Source organism: Dyadobacter subterraneus (genome assembly GCF_015221875.1).
GTDB lineage: Bacteria > Bacteroidota > Bacteroidia > Cytophagales > Spirosomataceae > Dyadobacter > Dyadobacter subterraneus.
Window position 1 is genome coordinate 1664932 of the sequence record NZ_JACYGY010000001.1, and the last position, 19684, is coordinate 1684615.

Sequence of the window (19684 nt, forward strand, 5' to 3'; positions counted from 1 at the left end):
ATATGAGTGTATTAGCAGATAAAGTAATTTTTTTAACGGGAGGTGCTGCCGGTATCGGAAAGGAATGCTTAAAAGCATATCTGAAAGCCGGTGCCAAAGTGGCTGTTATGGATTTTGATCAAAATGCTTTAAATGCACTAGTTAAAGAATTTTCGAATCCGGATTTGCTTATCTGTGCAGGTGATGTCCGCAAAGCAAATGATGTCAGGTTGGCGATAGAAAAAACGATTGAAGCTTTTGGCCGGATTAATGCAATTCACAACAACGCAGGGATTGCAAGTCCATCAAAACCAATTGATGAAACTTCTGAGGAAGAGTGGGATAATTTGTTTTCAGTAAATCTTAAAAGTGTTTTCTGGACAACCAGATTTGGAATTGATACTTTGAAAAAAACAAAAGGCTGCATACTTAATACCAGCAGTATGGTCGGTGAAATGGGCCAGGAAAATCATGCGGCTTATGTAGCTACCAAAGGCGGAATGAACGGTTTGACAAAAGCAATGGCACTGGACTATGCACCTTTTGGCATCAGGGTGAATGCCGTTTGTCCGGCTGGTGTATGGACGCCGATGTTAAGAAAATGGGCGGTTGAACAGCCAGATCCAGCCGGGATAGAAAATTATCTGGACAATATTCATGCACTGGGTTATTGTCCGGAAGGTGATGTGATTGCGGATGTTGCGTTATTCCTGATTTCGGATGCGGCGCGGTTTGTAACGGGTTGTATTATGCCGGTCGGTGGTGGGGCCGAGCTGGGATATAAAAAATAAAAGATCATGGCAATACAAAGAACCTGTATGGCTCTGGACCTTATCGACGACGAAAATCTGATTCTGGCTTACGAGCAAATTCATCAGCCTGAATCCATCTGGCCTGAAATCCCGGTGGGTATCAGGGATGCTGGAATTGTCGATATGCAAATATACCGGATTGGGACAAGGTTGTTTATGATTGTTGATTATGACGAGAATACGAATCTGAAAGCAGCTTTTGAAAAAATGGGTACAATGCCAAGACAACCTGAATGGGCTGCCCTGATGGCTGGTTTCCAAACGAAACTGCCTGAGGCAAAAGCTGATGAGCATTGGGCAGCGATGAAACCGGTGTTTTTACTAAACGACCACGTCCAATGAAAGATCGAAACGCGGTGGTGGTACCTTTACTGGTTGTGATGAGTTTGATGCTGATCTGGAACCTGAGCCGCAATATCAATGATATATTAATTCCTCATCTCAAAAGAGCCTGTGAGTTGACTGATTTTCAGTCTTCTTTGGTGCAGTCTGCCTTTTTTGGAGGCTATTTCTTACTGGCACTTCCGGTTGGGAAATTTATCAGTAAATATGGCTACAAAGCCGGCATGGTTACAGGTTTGCTCACCGCTGCTGCCGGTGCATTTTTGTTTTTCCCGGCTGCCGAAAACCGCTATTATCCACTTTTTCTGGGCGCACTTTTTATCATGGCCGCCGGATTTACATTTCTTGAAGTTACCGCAACACCTTACATTTCAATACTTGGTGATCCGGACCGGGCATCGAGCAGGCTAAGTCTGGCTTCGGCGGTAGGTTCTGTTGGTGCAACAATCGGGCCGTTTGTCGGAAGCCGGTTTTTGCTTCATGCAACAGAAGTTTCTCCGTCAACAGTTGCACAGTTTAATCCCGCAGAACTCAATCAATATCTGGACTCGGAAGCACAGCTTGTCAAAATACCCTACCTGAGTCTTGGATGTTTGTTTGTTGTTATCGGACTGCTGCTTTATTTTATCAAACTTCCCAGGATCGAGCAGGGTGATGAAACGGGTGGCAGCTTAAAATCGGTCTTTAAATTCAGACATACCGTTCTGGGTGCGCTGGGTGTTTTTTGTTATCTGGGTGCCGAAGTTGGTATCGTAAGTTTTATGATCCGTTACGCAAAATCATCCGGAATTGCCGGACTTACTGAGCAAAACGCAGCTTTGTTTATTACTTTTTACATGGCGCTGGTTTTGATCGGAAGGCTGGTAGGCGCTTACTGGCTTCGTAGTTTAAACCCATCCAGAATGTTGTCTGTTTGCTCCCTTGCAGCGATACTTCTGATTTTTATTTCTATTTCAAATCAAGGATATATTTCCATTTATTCGATATCACTGATCGGCCTTTTTACCTCCGTGATGTACCCGATTCTGTTTACACTAAGTATCAAAGACCTGCGGATTCATACAAAAACCGGTTCGTCATTGATCATTATGAGTATTGTTGGCGGTGCTGTTATTCCACCGCTTATGGGTTTGGTTTCAGATTCGTTTGGAATAAAACCAGCGTTTTTTATTCCTGTCATTTGTTATGCCTATCTGGTTTATTACGCCAAATCCGGTCATCGGATTTTAAATTATAACAGCGAAAAGCAAACAGAAAATATAAATTTCAATAGTCCGGTTTTATGAAAAAATTTGTTCTCACACTACTTCTGGCGAGTTTCGGTTTTCAGGTTTTTTCGCAAAATCAGATGCCGCTTTCGGAACGACTGAAATGGTGGCAGGATTCCAAAATGGGATTATTTATTCACTGGGGACCGGTTTCGCTTATCGGAAAAGAAATTAGCTGGTCGCGGCAGGAATATGGTGCAGCAAAATATGATGCCCTTTACAAAAGATTTAATCCGAAAAAATTCGATGCAAAAGAATGGGTAGCACTGGCAAAAGCTTCCGGAATGAAATACATCGTACTTACAGCGAAACATCATGATGGTTTTTGTCTTTTTGAAACCAAAACGACGGATTATAACATCATGAATACGCCGTTCGGACGGGATGTTTGTAAAGAGCTTGCACAAGCTGCACATGAAGCTAACATACCGATCTGCTGGTATTTTTCAGTAGCTGATTGGAAAGACCCGGATTGCCGGAATCCTAAAACAAATGATGTTTTTGCGGAAAGAGTTTTAAATCAGGTTAAAGAATTGCTGACTAATTATGGAAAGATAAGTCTGTTGTGGATTGATTTTGAAGGCTGGCCAAGTCCTGTTGCTCCCAAAAAAGTTTTTGATCTGGCCAGGAAACTGCAACCGGAAATTATCATCAATAACCGTCTGGAACCTTTCACGCCTGATGAATCGCATGCCTATCTGGGAAAATATGCCGACTATACCACGCCGGAAGGATTTGTGGCTGGTTATGGCAAAACCGCCTGGGAAACTTGTACCAATATGGGCCATCAATGGGCATGGAAATTCAATGATCATCCGCGAAGTCTCAAAGAATCACTCCATACTTTGCTTCGCGGTGTAGGTGGAAACGGGAATTTACTTTTCAATATAGGCCCTGACAGTTCAGGTGTTTTTCCTACGGATTTTGCCGCACGTGCTCGGGAAATGGGAGGTTGGATTGAGAAAAACAGCGAAGCTATTTATAATACCAAAGGTGGTGTTTATACGCCTTCGCAGGATTATGTAAGCTCCTTCAAAGGAAACAAACTTTACATTCATTTATTGAATGATGGGCTAACGGAATTAACACTTCCCGCAATTTCTTCAAAAGTTAAAAATGCAGCTTTGTTTGATGGGACAAAAGTTGATTTCACGCAAAGCGACAAAGATTTAAAACTAAGTTTTCCCAAGGGAAAAGTTGATTCGATAGCGACGATCGCAGTTTTAACAATGGATAAGGATCTGTCGACAATAAATCCCATTATTCCTTTTTCAACTTCGGGTTCCATGGCTTATGGAAAGATGGCCAGTGCATCGAGTTCAGTCGGACAGTTTTACCACGATCCTTCTGCCGCATTTGATGATAATCCAAAAACAAGCTGGAAAATCGGAAGGAGAAAAGATATCGACGTAAACAAAATTTACGGTAAGAATATCCATTACTTATCTGATGAAGTGCTGGCGCTTTACGAGTCGTCCGGGTGGCTTGAAATAGATCTTGGAAAACCTCAGCTGGTTGGTAAAATCAAGCTTGGCGAGTCCAGATACAACGATTCGGAAATCAGGAAATTTCAGGTGCAGTATCTGGCCGGAAGTAATTGGGTGAAGTTGGCTGAGGACACCAAAATGGGCGACTGGAATAAAGAAATCAAACCAGTGACTGCACAGAAATTCAGACTGGTGATCAATGATTATTACCGATATTTTGGGGTAAATGAATTTGAATTATTTCCGCCCGGTAAATGATCTGTTTTTTGAAATGTGAATTTTAATATAACACAAAAGAAATAGTTGCGATGAACGGTTCCAGAATTCTAACAGTCATTCTACTCTTTGTAATCTTATCATTTCCAGGATTTTCTCAGTTGCGGGGAGGTGGTGAAGCATACCCGAACCTGCACCCTGATAAAGAGGCAATGGCACGTTTTCAGGCTAATAGATTTGGTATGTTTTTGCACTGGGGACCTGTTACATTAAGAGGAACAGAAATTGGTTGGTCGAGAGGAAAAATTGTGCCGATTGCAGATTATGACAATCTATATAAAGAGTTCAATCCGGTGCTTTTTGATGCCGACAAATGGATTAAGACAGCGAAGGATGCAGGCATGAAATATTTTATCATTACTGCAAAACATCATGATGGTTTCTGTCTTTTTGATTCCAAATACACCGATTACGATATCATGTCGTCACCTTACAAAAAGGATATCGTTAAAGCGCTGGCAGATGCGTGTAAAAAATATGGTGTCGATTTTGGTATCTATTATTCTTTGGCCGACTGGCATCATCCCGATTATGCAACGCGCTACGGCGGCGATCCGAGGCCGGTTTCCGAGTCTATTATGCCAAGATATGTGCAGTACATGAAAGACCAGCTGAAAGAAATCATTGTCAACTATGATCCGAAAGTGCTTTGGTTTGACGGAAGCTGGGAAGAGTGTCTGACGCATGAAATGGGCATGGATCTGTACGCTTATCTGCATAGTCTGAAAAGTGATGTGATTATCAATGACCGTATCGATAAAGGTTTTCAAGGCATAGAAGTAAGAAATAATGCAAACCAGGAAAAATATGCCGGCGATTATGCGACGCCGGAACAGCGTATTGGCGCATATCAGGTAAATGAACCCTGGGAAACCTGCATGACAATTTGTGAGCAGTGGGCCTGGAAACCAAATGATAAAATGAAATCCCTGGATACGAGCCTGGAAACTTTGATCAGAACAGCGGGTGGTGGCGGCAATTTGCTTTATAATGTCGGACCGATGCCTGACGGCCGTTTTGAGCAACGCCAAACAGATCTTTTGTTGCAAATGGGCGATTGGATGAAGATTAATGGAAAAGCTATTTACGGAACCAAGGGAGGCCCTTATGAGCCTAATCCTGACTTCGTTTCTACAAGAAAAGACAAAACAATTTTCATACATATTTTGAATAAAAACCTTTCAGATTTAACAATTCCCGTACCTGCTGAAATAAAAATAATAAAGGCCAGTGATCTGGGCAGCGGTAAAACAATTGCTTTAAAAGTTGAAAACGGGACCTTAAAATTAAACCTGGATAAGGGCCGGAAACTCCCTTATGTACTTGCGCTGGAAACCTCGGCAGATACAGGAAATCTGGCAACGATAACAAAAAAGTAACTACTCACTGACTTGAAATATGAACGGTTTTAAATTAAAACAAATCATCGATTGACGTTTCAACTTACTGGTAGCTGCCTATGCAAATACAAAACTTCCATAACACATCCCGATAATCCAAAGCTGATTTAGGCTATCCAAAATCACTTTATGAGATACATGCGAAATCCATGTTCAGGATTGCATGTAAATTTTCTGTTAATTTTTGAATTGAATTAATTTGCTAAAAACTATGAAAATATTAATAATCGCCATTTAACTACACCTTAACCTATGAGACACTTATTATACCAGTTGATTATCGCTGTTGCCTTTTCAGGAGCGGCATTTGCGAATGGTGCGAGGACATCGCTTCCGGATTCGCACATGGGAACTGCCAGGACAATTCATGGCCAGGTTAAAGACGGCTTGGGTGCCGGCTTGCCAGGTGTGAGTATTGTTGTGAAAGGCACCCAGCGCGGCACTGTTACAGACGAAAAAGGAGAATTTAATATTGAAACCCAACCAGACGACGCCGTACTGGTTTTCAGTTTTGTCGGCTACAAAACGCTTGAAGAAAATATTGGCAATCGTTCTGAGATCTCAGTCGAAATGGTCAGTGAAAACCGGGCTTTGGACGAGGTTGTCGTTGTAGGTTATGGTACACAAAAAAGACGGGATGTTACCGGCGCCGTGGGTAGTGTGAAAGGCAGTGATCTAAAAACGGTGATCGCAGCCGATGCGTCCAGTTTATTACAGGGAAGATTGGCAGGGGTAACAGTTCAAAACGGTGGTAGTGCACCAGGACAGGCGCCTGCTGTGGTGATCAGGGGTACAGGTACTTTCGGAAATGACCAGCCTTTATATGTCATTGACGGGATGATCGCTGCGTCGATGGCCTACATCAATCCGAATGATATTGAATCGATGGAGGTACTTAAAGATGCATCGGCAGCAGCAATTTATGGTAGCCGGGCATCCAACGGGGTTGTTTTGGTAACGACAAAATCTGGTAAAGCAGGTGATGTGAAAATCAGTCTGAATATCAAAGGCGGGATGCAGAGCCCAAGTAAAAAACTGAAATTTCTGAATGCCCGTCAGTATGCCGATTGGAATAACATGGCCCACGATAACGACGGACAGCCGCATGCGCCGGGTAATGATTCAAAGTTTGATCCAAACATTGATACCGACTGGCAAAATCTTGAACTGGGATCTGCCCCTATGACAGATTATAACCTGAGTCTTTCCGGTGGCAGTAATTCGGCTAAATATTTTATTTCAGGCCAGTATTTTAACCAAAAAGGTATCGCCACGGATTCCTGGTTTAAAAGATATAACCTGCGCGCTAATTCGGTTTTCACAAAAGGCCGATTCAAGTTTACAGAGTCTCTGACGCTGTCTCGCGGTGTTAACAATCCCAATACCTATGTGGGTCGCGAAACAGGACCGTTGCCAACCATGGCTGTTAGAAATCCTGCGAATTTAGGTGGTTACGCGGGTTTGGATCCTGCCTTTGCAGGAGTAGCACGGGTTGTAAACTGGTACGGACTTGCGCATCTTGACGATAACAGATATACCACTGATCAGATTCTTGGAAATATCGGTCTGGAATATGAGATTATTGACGGCTTGAAATACAAGTTAAATGTTGGACTCGATTATTCGGTTTATCGCCAATATGATTTTACACCAGCGTTTTTCATGAGTAATTCCCAGGAAGCATTTCAGCAGCAAGCCACCTTGAATGATTCTTATACCCAGTCGCTTACAACACTTGTTGAAAATACACTTACCTACAATAAAACGCTGGGAGACCATAATTTTGAAGTTTTGGTAGGGTACACTTCTCAAAATGGTAACGCAACGAGTCTGGGTGCAACAGCTGCCAATTTCCCGTCAAATGATCTGCGGGTGATTAATGCGGCAATAAACAGAACGGTTAATACAACAGGTGATTTGCAGCAGTTTGTTTTACAATCTGCTTTGGCCAGAATTAACTATAACTACAAATCGAAATATTTGTTGACGGCGACAGTGCGGAGAGACGGTTCGTCCAAATTCCTTTATCCGTCAAACACTTTTGCTACGTTCCCGTCTTTTTCTTTGGGATGGCGGGTGAGTGAAGAATCATTTTTTCCAAAAAATGCCCTGGTCAGTGATTTAAAAGTCAGAGGAAGTTATGGAACACTTGGTTCTCAGAATATTAATAACTACCTGACTTCTCCGACCTTTAATCTTACCTCAGATTATTATTTCGCAGGAGGAGCCCAGCCGGGAATTGCAGTGACACAATATGTGAATCCGGCACTTAAATGGGAATCAACCAAAACCAGTGATATCGGTGTGGATCTTAGTGTGCTTGGAAAATCGATCCTGATTTCTGCTGATTATTTTGATAAAACTTCATCTGACGTTCTTGCCAGTATTCCTATTCCGGCTTATGGCGGTGGTGGAAGCACATTGACAAAAAATGCAGCGACGATCAATAACAAAGGTTTTGAAATGGCGGTGACGTACATTAAACCAAATAAATCAGATAAGGATTTTAAATACAGCATAACCGGAACATTCAGCACGGTTAAAAATAACGTAGTAAGCCTTGGAGACGGTGTAAGCCCGATTATCGCCGGTGGCTTTACCCAGCAATCGTTGCAATCTACCCGTACAGATGTTGGCCATCCGATTGGAAGTTTTTACGGATATCAGGTTTTAGGTATTTACCAAACCAAACAGGAAGCTACCGAAGATGGCCGGACGGATGCAGGCGCCGGTGATTTCAAATTCAGCAAAGATCCTACTTATCTGGGAAGTCCCTTTCCAAAATTCAACTACGGTCTGAACTTCAATGCTTCGTATAAAAACTTTGATTTTGGTGTGTTTTTTCAAGGAGTATATGGAAACAAAATCTGGAATGCAAAAGGACGTTTTCAGTATATTCTTGATTACGGAAGCAACAAAAGTCCCGAAGTGCTGAAAGCCTGGACTCCGCAGAATACAAATACGGATATCCCAAGAGCTACCCAGCTGGATCCGGCCAATAACAAAAGGTCATCCTCTTTTTACGTTGAAGACGGATCCTACACCAGACTTAAAAACCTGACGATCGGTTATACGCTGCCTGCATCGGTTCTTCGCAAAATCCAGGTGAGTAATGCCCGTTTTTATGTAAGCGGACAAAACCTTTTGACTTTCACAAAATATAAAGGCTACGATCCGGAAGTGGGACGTAACAGTAACGGCGGCAGCAACCCAAATAACATCGGAAGTTTGCTCAATAATGGTGTGGATCAGACTGCATATCCAAATGCAAGAATCGTGAGTGTAGGGATTGACTTAAACTTTTAATTTACTGACATGAAAAATATATTCAACAGAGCTAATAAGAGCAAGTTCTTAGTTCTTCCGTTGGTATTTGTTATGATCGTTGTGATGACGCAGACTTGCAGCAAAGACGATCTTGACCTGACAAATCCAAATGCTTTAAGTACTTCCAGTTTTTGGAAAACAGCCGATGACGCCGAAAAGGGATTGGTTGCCGTGTACGGTCCGCTGACAACAACGCAGGGCTGGGGCCGGATGATAGGCGGAATTCTGACAATACAGCGTGGAGATGATGCCAATGCCTTTTCGTGGCCAGCTGTAAATGATCCGGGTACTTTTACCGTAGTACCAACTGATGGACGTGTTGGTGAAGGTTGGGGAGAGTTAAATGCAATCGTTGCAAGAGCCAATTCAGTATTATTTTATGTACCGAATATTGATATGGATGCTGCTCAGAAAACAAGAATTCTGGGTGAAGCTTCATTTTTAAGAGCACTGGCTCATTTCTACCTGCTGAATATGTGGGGAAATATTCCATTGATAACGCAGCCGGTGGAGCAGGTAAATGATTTGTTTGTTGAGCAGGCGCCGCAGGAAGCTGTTTGGGCTTCCATCATCAGTGACCTGAAACTTGCCCAAAGCTCACTACCAGAAACAGTCGATCCGAAAGATGTGGGCAGGGCAACCTGGGGAGCCGCTACGGGCATGCTGGGAAAAGCCTATCTGTTTACAAAAGACTGGACGAATGCAGCTGCCGAGTTTAAGAAAATTATTGACAAGCCAAATCTTTACAGGCTTGTAGCCAATTATCAGGACAATTTCCTGACAGCTACAAACAACAATGCGGAGTCGATTTGGGAGCTGCAATATGAAAGTAATGTGAACGCCAGCTGGGGAACCAGTGGTACGCCAAATGTAGGAAGAGGTCAGGCCTATGAACCTGACATTGCACCACCTGCATATTCCAGCCAGGGTAGTATATCGGTCAATAAATGGGTTTTTGATGCATTTATGAAGCAAAAAACAAAAGATGGTAAAATTGATCCGCGCGCTTATGCGACTATGATTTGGAATTATCCGGGGGCGAAAATTTATCAGGATGATTTTAAAACAAAAATGACCGGCGCCGATACAAACAGAATCTGGGATCGTAAATACCTGAATTTTGACCGTGAAAGTTCACTGGTTCCGGGATCCTGGTGGTATGCTTCCAACAACCGCAGAATGATCCGGCTTGCTGATGTGCTGCTCATGTATGCGGAGGCACAAAACGAAGCTTCCGGCCCGGATGCTACGGCATATGCTGCTATTAATCAGGTGAGAGCCCGTGCAAATATGCCGGATATTACGCCGGGATTGAGCAAAGACGCATTCCGTACCGCAGTTCGTGATGAAAGAGTTCTTGAACTTTCTCTGGAAGGTGACCGCATTTTTGATCTCCTTCGCTGGGGTACCATGGCTGATGTTTTCCTCAATCACCCGGAATATCGTTCCAACAGCGGCGGGAAATTCGTAAAAGGGAAAAATGAATATTTGCCGATTCCATTTAACGATGTAAGTGCAAACCCGAAAATAAAACAGAATCCCGGATATATAAATTAAATATCTGGTAATGAGGTGTCTGTTGAGTTGCTTTCGAAATCAGCAGACATCACTTTTGTAATTATAAAGCCTGCTTTTCTAGACGAAACAAATCCCTGATCAGACGGAGGGATTTGTTTCGTTTCAAATATTATTTTGCGTGTGATGGGAAAAAACTTCTTCCGAATTTGTGTTTTCTTTTTTCTGCTGCTTCTGATGGCTGCCTGTAAGCGCAATGGTTCTGAGCTTTTTAGCAAACTTTCGCCAGATGATACCGGTATTGATTTTGTCAATCAGATCAACGAAAGTGATTCCATCAATACCTTCACTTATTACTATTGTTACAATGGCGGCGGGGTTGGCATCGCTGATTTTAATAACGATTCTCTGCCGGATATTTTCTTTACCGGAAACATGGTTTCCTCCAAACTTTATATCAACAAGGGCAATTTGAAGTTTGAAGACATCACCGCTTCTGCCGGTTTGTCAACAACAGACTGGATCATGGGCGTGTCTGTTATTGATATCAACCATGACGGATTTATGGATATTTATCTCAATGTAGCGGGTCCGCGTTTTGCCAGAAAACATCATAATCTGCTTTATATCAATCAGAAAAATCTGACGTTTAAAGAAGAGGCCGCAGCTTACGGTCTGGACAATAATTCTTTTTCTGTACAATCAGCTTTTCTGGATTATGACCGTGACGGTGATCTGGATATGTATCTGCTGACCAACGATGTAGACGATGTTGAAAAAACGCTGATTTTCCCAGATACTTACCCGATTACGCGAGGCAGAACAAGAGATTTTTTATACGAAAATGTGGGGGATACAATTGGTCATCCGCTTTACAAAAACGTCTCTGAAAAGGCAGGAATTACACAGGAAGGTTATGGACTTGGCCTGGCTGTGAGTGATTTAAACAGGGACGGCTGGCCTGATGTATATGCTTCCAACGATTTCATGCCTAACGATCAGCTGCTTATAAATCAGAAAAATAAAACCTTCAAAGAATCAGCAAAGGAAAGTATGCGGCACCAGACCTATAATGGGATGGGTGTTGATATTGAAGATATTAACAATGACGGAAAGCCGGATATCATGGTCATGGATATGCTTCCTGAAAATAATGAGCGAAGAAAAACCATGATCGCGAAGGCAGACTATGAGAAATTTTTTCTGCGTAAAAAAGCTGGTTATATAGACCAATACATGCGGAATACTTTACAGATTAATCAGGGTACGGATAATAATGGTGTTACTTTTTTTTCTGATATAGCACAGTTTGCAGGCGTTCAGGCAACAGACTGGAGTTGGGGCGTATTGTTAGCTGATTTTGATAACGACTGTTACCGCGATGCCTATATTACCAACGGTTTTGTAAAAGATATTACTGATCTGGATTTTCTGAGTTACAATACCAACAGCAATATGTTCGGTACTAATGAAATTAAAGCCAACCGCACAAAGGAGCTTTTGAGTCTTTTAAAAGGTGTAAAATTGTCAAATTACATGTACCGGAATACTGATGGTTTGTCTTTTGAAAATGAGACGAAATCCTGGGGTTTGAAATACGATTCGTATTCTAACGGAGCAGCGTATGCGGATTTGGACAAGGATGGAGATCTGGATCTTGTCGTCAACAATATCAACGAAAAAGCTTTTGTATTTGAAAATAAAGCATCATTCCCGGAAGCTAAAAACAACTATCTTCAATTGATTTTGAAAGGAAGTGAAAAGAATCTGGATGGAATAGGAGCGGCCATTACGGTTTATTGCGGTGCAGAAAAATTCTATAATTATTTTTCACCTGTGAAAGGATATTTGTCAAGCATGAGCGGTCCTTTGCACGTGGGTTTGGGTAAAAATTCGAAAGCGGATTCTGTCACAGTCGTTTGGCCGGATGGAAAATCACAAACGGTCAGATCCGTAAAGGCAAATCAGAGCCTGACATTGCAATACAGTGAAGCCGAAAACAGATCAGCTATACCACCAATATCTGAAAAACCGATTTTCAGTAATGCCAATGATATATATAATATTCATTTCAAACACGTTGAAAATGAGTTTAATGACTTCATCGGCGAGTCATTGTTGCTTTCCATGTATTCCAGAAAAGGACCGGGTATTGCCGTTGGTGATACTGACAATAAAAACGGAACAGATTTTTTCATTGGCGGTGCTGCCGGAATTCCGGGAATGCTTTTTAGTCAGGGGAAAACGGGATTGTTTACGCAAAAGCCAATCAATAGCGAGGACGTAAAATTTGAAGACATGGGTTCCTTGTTTTTTGATGCCGATAATGACAAAGATCTAGATTTGTATGTGGTAAGTGGCGGAAGCGAATTTAAAAACGAAAATGGCGCTTTTAACGACCGATTGTGTATCAATGACGGTAAAGGAAATTTCAAAAAACAGCCAGGCGCGCTTCCTTTTACCACTTCGAGCGGAAGTTGTGTGGTGGCGGCAGATTTTGATAAAGACGGCGATCTTGATCTTTTTAGGGCCGGAGCAATTTCACCTGGCAGTTATCCTGAATCACCACGCAGTTATTTATTCGTCAACGAAGGTGGAAAATTTAGAGATGCTTCCAGCGAATTGGCTCCGGGTTTGGCCAATGCAGGAATGATCAATGCGGCCGTGTGGACAGATTTTGATAATGACGGTTGGACAGACCTGATCGTAACAGGAGAATGGATGCCGCCTGTTTTTTATAAAAATCAAAAAGGAAAGCTTGCCAATATTACGACGCAGACAGGTTTGAACAACATAAACGGCTGGTGGAACAGCATTTATCCCGCCGATCTTGACAATGATGGTGACATGGATTATGTGCTGGGCAATATGGGAAATAACGTTGATTACAGTCCTTCTAAAAATCAGCCGTTGGATTTGTATTATGGCGATTTTGCTGGAAACGGTCGATTTAAACCTTTGGCAACGCATTATATTGTTGATAATTCCGGTGAGAAAAAAAGCTATCCGCTCACATATCGTGATGATCTTTTTCGGTCGATGCCTATTCTGAAAAAGAAATTTGGTACCTACGAGCCTTTTAGTAAAGCGCATCTGGATGATATTTTCAATAAAGATGTCATCAGCAAGGCAAAACATTACCATGCAGATACTTTTCAAAGCTGTATTTTGATCAATAAGGGCAGAGGAAAATTTGAGGTAAAACCATTGCCAGCCCAGGCGCAGTTTTCCTGTATTTTCGGTATATTGACTACCGATTTTGATGATGACGGGAAACTTGATATACTCATCACCGGAAATTCTCATTCCAATGAAGTTGTCTATGGTTTTATGGACGCATCGCTTGGATTGCTGCTCAAAGGTGACGGCAAAGGAAGTTTTACAGCAATACCTGCGGAAAAAAGCGGGCTGTTTTTACACTGTGCAACCAGAGGTCTTGGATCACTTTATGACAACAAGGGAAGGCAAATGTTTCTGGCGACAGCGAATGCCGACAGTTTAAATATCCTGAGAAATAACAGTCAGCCGATTGGCAAAATTGTCAGGGCTTTACCGGGTGATGTTCATGCAATGATCACTTTTAAAAATGGTACCAGACAAAAGCAGGAATTCTATTACGGTGCCGGTTATTTGTCGCAGCAGGAAAACGCAGTACGAATTTTTGATGCAATAAAAACAGTACAGATTTTTGACGATAAAGGTAAAAGCAGAGAAGTGTATCTGGTTGATTGATAGGTATTTAATTTTTTACCTGGTTGGAATTCCGGTATTCTTTTGGAGAAACTTTGTTTATTTTTTTGAAGCAGCGGTTGAAATAAGAAATATTGGTATATCCACATTCGAGTGCAATCTGGGTGACAGGCAGATCCGATTGCAGCAAAAGTTTACTGGCAAAACCAATGCGGACTTCGTTCAGGAAATCTGAGAAAGTCCTGTTGGTAAGCGATTTAAAAAAACGGCAAAAGGAATGTATTTGCAAACCGGAAACCGAAGCTGCTTGCTGCAAGGTAATTTCCTGCTTAAAATTCTGCTGTATAAAATGCATCAGTTTGTGCACACGGCCAGGAGCCTGGGCAGCGTAAACTGATAACAAATTTGGAACATTCAGCCACACAAGTTCTTCGGGATCAAGCAGGTAATGTAAAATTTGAATGAATGACGCCAGTAATGCAATGTTTTTTTGTTCAGGCATTTGCATCAAAATATCTGTTATCAATACTTTTTTCACACCGCAAACACTGATTCCCCGTTCCGATTCTTTAAAAAACCTGCGCAGTTCTTTTGTATCGATAAGACCTTCAAGTTTTTCACTTACTGCTTCGGGATTAATATAAAGTGCAACCGACATGGATTCATTGGCCGACTGCGATTGGCTATACCAAACGTGCGGTACATTTGGTCCGACAAAAGCCAGGTCACCTTCTTCAAAATGTTCAATCGAGTCACCAATGATACGTGTCCCTGAACCCGACAGAATATGCACCAGCTGGCATTCGGTGTGAAAATGGAAATCCGTTGAAAAGTAGGGCCTTACGATTTTTTTTACTACAAACGGCTTTTGCGCCTGGGCAAAATCAGGTAGAAGTGTGTAAGTCGCTTTCATTTCTTAAAGAATTAATCTTTTATTCAGCCATATAGTATTAAAGATTAATTTGAATGAAATTACTGGATTAAACGGTAATAAATTTGTATAATATATTTAGGAGGCGTTGTATTGGCACATTTGCGCGAACTGTTAGATAGCAATAATGCCATCTCAGATCAATATGAGATGGCATTAAAATTGTCCTTATTTTCGGGATCAACCCATTTTAACAGTTCTGTAATCATGCGTGTCAAGAGTGATTGGTTTGATGATCTTATTTGTGCCATCCGTTACCACAACCTGATACTCGCCATCGGTTAGATTGCTCAGGTCAAAACGTGTGCGGGTATCTTCGTCATTTTTTACAGTTACGCTGGCAAGTGTTTTTCCTGTTTCATCGGTAAGGCGGATCAGTAATGTTTTTCCTTCTGATTTTTTGATCGTTACATCAATCTTTCCCGAAACAAAAGATGTGACTGCAACCTGATTTTCCGATTCTGGCGATGTGGTTTTGTCAGAATGTTTTGTAGTTCCTGCAATGCTGCTTAGTGAAAGCATAAGAGCACAAGCGGCGGTTAAAAAAAATGTTGGCGTTTTCATAGTATTTGTTGTTTAAATGTTTTGCCGGCAGCGTTCTGCTGCCTTCCGATAATGCAAGAATACGGCTGAAAACAACAGCAAAAAATTTGATTCGACAGAGAGCAAAAGTTCCGTGACAAAGAACAGGTTTATATCCCTAAACTTGGTTTATTATGTTTAAAATGAGCTAATTATGTGTTTGTCGATAAGGTTTGGAGATTGGTGGAGAAAGCAGCCGATTTCACCGGTAAAATCCAGGAAGCGTTCGGGAAAAGATTATTTATTTGTTGGAATAATGAAAAATCAGGATGGTAATTGCGGGGTGAAATTTTTGATTTAAACTTAAAAGCAAAAGCCGGAAATCAACCATATGATCTTTCCGGCTTTTTAATAAATCGAATGTTAGACAACAGGTTTCCAGCCCTTCTCATAGTCACGCGACCATAATTTTTCTGCTTCCGAATCACCTATGATATGACCATTTTTCGGATCGATTTTTAAGTCGCGACCAACGCGCCAGGCGATATTGCCCAATTGCATAGCCACAACACTTTTAAATCCGATTTCAACATCACAGTTAGGCAAACGGTTATTTTTTATCGCATCCAGAAAATCCATCACATGCAGATTGTCCATGCCAAGGCTTGGACTTGCTGTATTTCGGCCTTGTATATCAGCCGCTTGATCGGTTGCCTTTACTTCTCTTATTTTTTTGCCGTCAAGATCATATACTGTATAGCTGTCGCCACCAGTATCCAGACTTCCATTTTCTCCGTAAAAAATAATTCCCCGGTCAAGCCCTTCAATTTTTCTTCCGTTAGAGCTTCTGGATTCCCACAATAATGATATGCGGCCAGGATAATCCATTGTTACTACTTGTGTATCAGGCGTTTCCCAATCATCCTTAAACTCATATCTTCCGCCGACAGAGCTCACCCGGGTTGGGAAGTCAACACCAAGTCCCCAGCGTGCTACGTCTACTTCATGCGTACCATTATTAAGCGCTTCACCGGTTCCCCAATGCCAAAACCAGTGCCAGTTGTAATGTATCAATCCCTCTTTGTAAGTCATTCTCGGCGCGGGTCCCTGCCACAGATCATAATCCAGCCATGATGGAATTGTCCCAGGTTTTAGTACGGTTGACTTTCGATTGTTCGTATACCAGGTTTTTGCAAGATAAACGCGACCAATAATTCCCTGATGAAGTTCCTTAATTCCCTGCGTCAAAACCGGTGCCGACCGGCGCTGGGCTCCCATTTGAACAATACGTTTATATTTTCTTGCCGCTTCCACCGCCAATTCACCCTCTCTGGGATTATGGCTGAGCGGCTTTTCAACATACACATGTTTTCCTGCCTGGCAGCCCATAATGGTCAGCGGCGCATGCCAGTGATCCGGCGTTGCGATATAAATTGCTTCAATAGATTTGTCCTCCAAAACTTTTCTGCAATCTTTCTCGGATTTGGGCGTCGCAGCCGGTTTGACTTTTTTGATCTCCTCAATCGCGAGTGGAATTGCCCGCGAATCCACGTCGCAAACCGTACCAACTTCGGCATTTTTCTGTCCGGCAAAAGTGGCAGACATACTTTTTCCTCTGCTGTTTACACCGATCGTAGCCACGCGTATGAGTTCATTTGCGCCGATAATCCGGTTGTAGCTTTTTGCGCTGAATCCAAATGCGGTGCCGCCCAGGGCAATGCCTGTGGAAGTCACTGCTATTTTCTTTAAGAAATCCCTTCTTTGTTCCATAAAATGGCTCATTGTACGTTTTGATGAAATCGGACAGTATATTTTCCGGAAGAAAATTTTTTGAATCCTATTTCAAATGAAGGCGATTTCGACTGAAATTTACTTGGAGTTAATGTTAGGATTTCCATGGGAAATGAAACTAATATTGAATTTAATTCTGCATCAAATTTATTTTTCTAAAATCTGTGAAACTTATTCGGTTGCAGCTTTTGAAAAACTTAATGAAATGGGCAACGTCTACATATCCAAGCTGAAAAGCAATTGATTTTATTTTTATTTCCGGATTCAGAGCCAGTCTTTTTGCTTCCAGAACCCCCCGCTTTTGTATATGATAACTGGCGGTAAATCCAATTGATCCATCGCTGAGAGCGTACTTTATTTGCCGATCACAACAATTCAGGCAAGTAAATGGCGTTTTTGCTGATAATATATTCGATCTAATTAGCCCCAACTCAATGAATAAAACCCTCGGCATTCTTCTGCTTCTTGGCTTACTCACTTATGAAAATCTCTATGCGCAGATATCTTTGCCCGTAGCGTCGAACATCAAAAAATCTTATCTGAAACAGCAACGCGATCCGGGCGGAGCGCCGGGAAAGAACTATTGGCAAAACAGGTCAGATTACAATATAAAAGTAAATTTTGACCCAGTAACGGCGAAATTGGAAGGTGTCGTAAATATTCAGTATTTTAATAATAGCCCGGACACACTGAGCAAAGTGGTCTTTAAATTATATCCCAATATCTATCAGAAAGAAGCGATTCGTGTCGTTCCTGTAAAAGCGCAGGATTTAACGGACGGCGTTGTGATTGAAAAAATCAGTTTAAACAGCAAGGAACTTGATTCAAAACAATTAAGTATCAGAGGCACAAACATGACCGTACGAAGTGGTAAAATTCTACCAAAAGAAAAGGTGAAGTTTGATATAAATTATTCATTTGATCTGAACCGCGGTTCTTTTATCCGGGGCGGTCAAATTGATTCGGGAGCTTTTTTTATAGCTTACTTCTTCCCGCGTATAGCGGTATACGATGATATAGACGGATGGAATGAATATCCTTATACCGGGCAATATGAATTTTATAATGATTTTGGCCAGTTTAATGCAGAAATTACGGTTCCAGGAGATTACCAGGTCTGGGCTACTGGCGATTTGAAAAATGCAGCTGAGGTTTTTAAACCAAAATATGTCAGCCTGATCGGGCAGGCAAATAAAAGTGATAAGGTTATTGATATTATTACAGAGGCAGATTTTAAAACTGGCTCATTGTCAGATGATAAATCGATCAAAACCTGGAAATTTCAGGCAGATGATGTAACCGACTTCGCTTTTGGAATCAGCAATCATTATGTATGGAAAGCATCTAGCCTGGTGGTGGATCCGGTCAGCGGGAGACGCGCACGGGTGGATGCAATCTACAACCCGGATCATAAAGAATATCAGCCAGTTATAAACTATGTACGCAAGACGGTGGATTTAATCAGTAACAAATTTCCGGCAGTGCCATTTCCCTTTTCTCATGAAACCATTTTTGATGGTCCCACCGAAATGGAGTATCCCATGATGGTCGTTAACAGTCCGCTAACAAAACCGCAGGAAGCAATTGAACTCACTGCACATGAAATATTTCACAGCCTTTTCCCATTTTATGTCGGGATAAATGAAACAAAATATTCGTTTATGGATGAAGGTTTTGCAACACTTTCTGAGTTTTTATTGCATCCTTTGATTGATTCGACGGTCAAACTGGATTACGATATCAGTGATGCCAATGCAGTGGTTGGCTCTGAACAGGAGCTTCCCGTGATGACTCTGACGCCGCAGTTGGCGGGAGCGGCCAGATATGTTGCAAAAAACCTGAAACCTGCGCTTGGCTATTTTTATGTAAAAGAAATGCTGGGTGATGCCCTGTTTAACAAAGCGATGCAATATTACATTGGTCAATGGAAAGGCAAGCATCCAACGCCCCATGATTTTTTCAATTGTATCAACACAGGTTCGGGTGTAAACCTGAACTGGTTTTGGAAAAGCTGGTTTTTTGAAAAAGGTATACCGGATCTTGCAATAAGCAAGGTACACAGCATGCCGACAAAACACGAAATCACGATTTCAAACATGGGAAATCTGGCCGTGCCTGTACATTTGACCGTTTATTTTAAAAACGGCAGCCAAAAAAAGATAAATTCAAGTATTGCCTGTTGGTCCGGAGGAAATAAAACCGTGACAATTAATATACCCTCCAATAAACCAGTGCAGAAAATTATTTTAGGGTCAGATTTTGATCTAGACGTTCAGCCTGAAAATAATATTTGGATATCTACAAAGTAATTGAAGTTTCCAGGAATTTATGGTTCGGATAATAA

13 protein-coding genes are annotated in these 19684 nt (G+C 41.8%); 9 read left to right on the forward strand and 4 right to left on the reverse strand.

What is annotated here, in order from left to right; all coding sequences use genetic code 11:
- The first annotated feature begins 2 nt into the window (after positions 1-2).
- The 8 genes from IEE83_RS06900 (at position 3) to IEE83_RS06935 (ending at position 14138) form a co-directional block, all read left to right on the forward strand.
- Entirely contained in the window at positions 3-770 is a 768-nt protein-coding gene (locus tag IEE83_RS06900; RefSeq protein WP_194119877.1) for an SDR family NAD(P)-dependent oxidoreductase, read from the forward strand.
- Between the two features lie 6 nt (positions 771-776).
- Positions 777-1133, forward strand: a complete 357-nt coding sequence (locus tag IEE83_RS06905) for an L-rhamnose mutarotase (protein WP_194119878.1) — start codon at positions 777-779, stop codon at positions 1131-1133.
- Positions 1130-2419, forward strand: coding sequence for an L-fucose:H+ symporter permease (gene fucP, locus IEE83_RS06910; RefSeq protein WP_194119879.1), 1290 nt, complete (start codon positions 1130-1132; stop codon positions 2417-2419). The genes IEE83_RS06905 and fucP overlap by 4 nt, the downstream gene beginning before the upstream one ends.
- Positions 2416-4146 carry an alpha-L-fucosidase gene (locus IEE83_RS06915; RefSeq protein ID WP_194119880.1) on the forward strand — a complete coding sequence of 577 codons (1731 nt, stop codon included), beginning with the start codon at positions 2416-2418 and terminating at the stop codon, positions 4144-4146. Before fucP ends, IEE83_RS06915 begins: the two co-directional genes overlap by 4 nt.
- Positions 4147-4196: 50 nt before the next feature.
- Positions 4197-5543 (forward strand): alpha-L-fucosidase, encoded by a 1347-nt coding sequence (locus IEE83_RS06920; RefSeq protein WP_194119881.1) that lies wholly within the window; start codon positions 4197-4199, stop codon positions 5541-5543.
- 273 nt (positions 5544-5816) lie between these two features.
- Complete coding sequence (locus IEE83_RS06925) at positions 5817-8870, forward strand: SusC/RagA family TonB-linked outer membrane protein (RefSeq protein WP_194119882.1); 3054 nt, start codon at positions 5817-5819, stop codon at positions 8868-8870.
- A 9-nt stretch (positions 8871-8879) separates the two neighbouring features.
- Entirely contained in the window at positions 8880-10448 is a 1569-nt protein-coding gene (locus tag IEE83_RS06930; RefSeq protein WP_194119883.1) for a RagB/SusD family nutrient uptake outer membrane protein, read from the forward strand.
- Positions 10449-10592: 144 nt separating this feature from the next.
- Positions 10593-14138 (forward strand): VCBS repeat-containing protein, encoded by a 3546-nt coding sequence (locus IEE83_RS06935; RefSeq protein ID WP_194119884.1) that lies wholly within the window; start codon positions 10593-10595, stop codon positions 14136-14138.
- Between the two features lie 7 nt (positions 14139-14145).
- Here IEE83_RS06935 and IEE83_RS06940 read toward each other — a convergent pair whose 3' ends face one another.
- From IEE83_RS06940 to IEE83_RS33530, 4 genes are all read right to left on the reverse strand, one after another.
- The gene (locus IEE83_RS06940) at positions 14146-15009 is read right to left on the reverse strand and encodes an AraC family transcriptional regulator (protein WP_194119885.1); all 864 of its coding nucleotides are present in this window, start codon (positions 15007-15009) and stop codon (positions 14146-14148) included.
- 198 nt (positions 15010-15207) lie between these two features.
- Complete coding sequence (locus IEE83_RS06945) at positions 15208-15591, reverse strand: T9SS type A sorting domain-containing protein (protein WP_194119886.1); 384 nt, start codon at positions 15589-15591, stop codon at positions 15208-15210.
- Positions 15592-15972: 381 nt separating this feature from the next.
- Complete coding sequence (locus IEE83_RS06950; protein ID WP_194119887.1) at positions 15973-17319, reverse strand: Gfo/Idh/MocA family protein; 1347 nt, start codon at positions 17317-17319, stop codon at positions 15973-15975.
- A 151-nt stretch (positions 17320-17470) separates the two neighbouring features.
- Positions 17471-17794, reverse strand: coding sequence for a helix-turn-helix domain-containing protein (locus IEE83_RS33530; RefSeq protein ID WP_194119888.1), 324 nt, complete (start codon positions 17792-17794; stop codon positions 17471-17473).
- Between IEE83_RS33530 and IEE83_RS06960 the strand changes: the two genes are divergently transcribed.
- A complete protein-coding gene (locus IEE83_RS06960; RefSeq protein WP_194119889.1) occupies positions 17775-19649 on the forward strand; it encodes a M1 family metallopeptidase in 1875 nt (624 codons plus the stop codon). The genes IEE83_RS33530 and IEE83_RS06960 overlap by 20 nt on opposite strands.
- Positions 19650-19684: the final 35 nt, after the last annotated feature.

Excerpts from the sequence above, each read along its gene's own strand:
- IEE83_RS06950 (WP_194119887.1), bottom strand. The coding sequence starts at position 17,319 with ATGGAACAAAGAAGGGATTTCTTAAAGAAAATAGCAGTGACTTCCACA.
- IEE83_RS06915 (WP_194119880.1), top strand. The coding sequence starts at position 2,416 with ATGAAAAAATTTGTTCTCACACTACTTCTGGCGAGTTTCGGTTTTCAG.
- IEE83_RS06925 (WP_194119882.1), top strand. The coding sequence starts at position 5,817 with ATGAGACACTTATTATACCAGTTGATTATCGCTGTTGCCTTTTCAGGA.
- IEE83_RS06920 (WP_194119881.1), top strand. The coding sequence starts at position 4,197 with ATGAACGGTTCCAGAATTCTAACAGTCATTCTACTCTTTGTAATCTTA.
- IEE83_RS06940 (WP_194119885.1), bottom strand. The coding sequence starts at position 15,009 with ATGAAAGCGACTTACACACTTCTACCTGATTTTGCCCAGGCGCAAAAG.
- IEE83_RS06960 (WP_194119889.1), top strand. The coding sequence starts at position 17,775 with ATGAATAAAACCCTCGGCATTCTTCTGCTTCTTGGCTTACTCACTTAT.
- IEE83_RS06935 (WP_194119884.1), top strand. The coding sequence starts at position 10,593 with ATGGGAAAAAACTTCTTCCGAATTTGTGTTTTCTTTTTTCTGCTGCTT.
- IEE83_RS06905 (WP_194119878.1), top strand. The coding sequence starts at position 777 with ATGGCAATACAAAGAACCTGTATGGCTCTGGACCTTATCGACGACGAA.
- IEE83_RS06900 (WP_194119877.1), top strand. The coding sequence starts at position 3 with ATGAGTGTATTAGCAGATAAAGTAATTTTTTTAACGGGAGGTGCTGCC.
- fucP (WP_194119879.1), top strand. The coding sequence starts at position 1,130 with ATGAAAGATCGAAACGCGGTGGTGGTACCTTTACTGGTTGTGATGAGT.
- IEE83_RS33530 (WP_194119888.1), bottom strand. The coding sequence starts at position 17,794 with ATGCCGAGGGTTTTATTCATTGAGTTGGGGCTAATTAGATCGAATATA.
- IEE83_RS06930 (WP_194119883.1), top strand. The coding sequence starts at position 8,880 with ATGAAAAATATATTCAACAGAGCTAATAAGAGCAAGTTCTTAGTTCTT.
- IEE83_RS06945 (WP_194119886.1), bottom strand. The coding sequence starts at position 15,591 with ATGAAAACGCCAACATTTTTTTTAACCGCCGCTTGTGCTCTTATGCTT.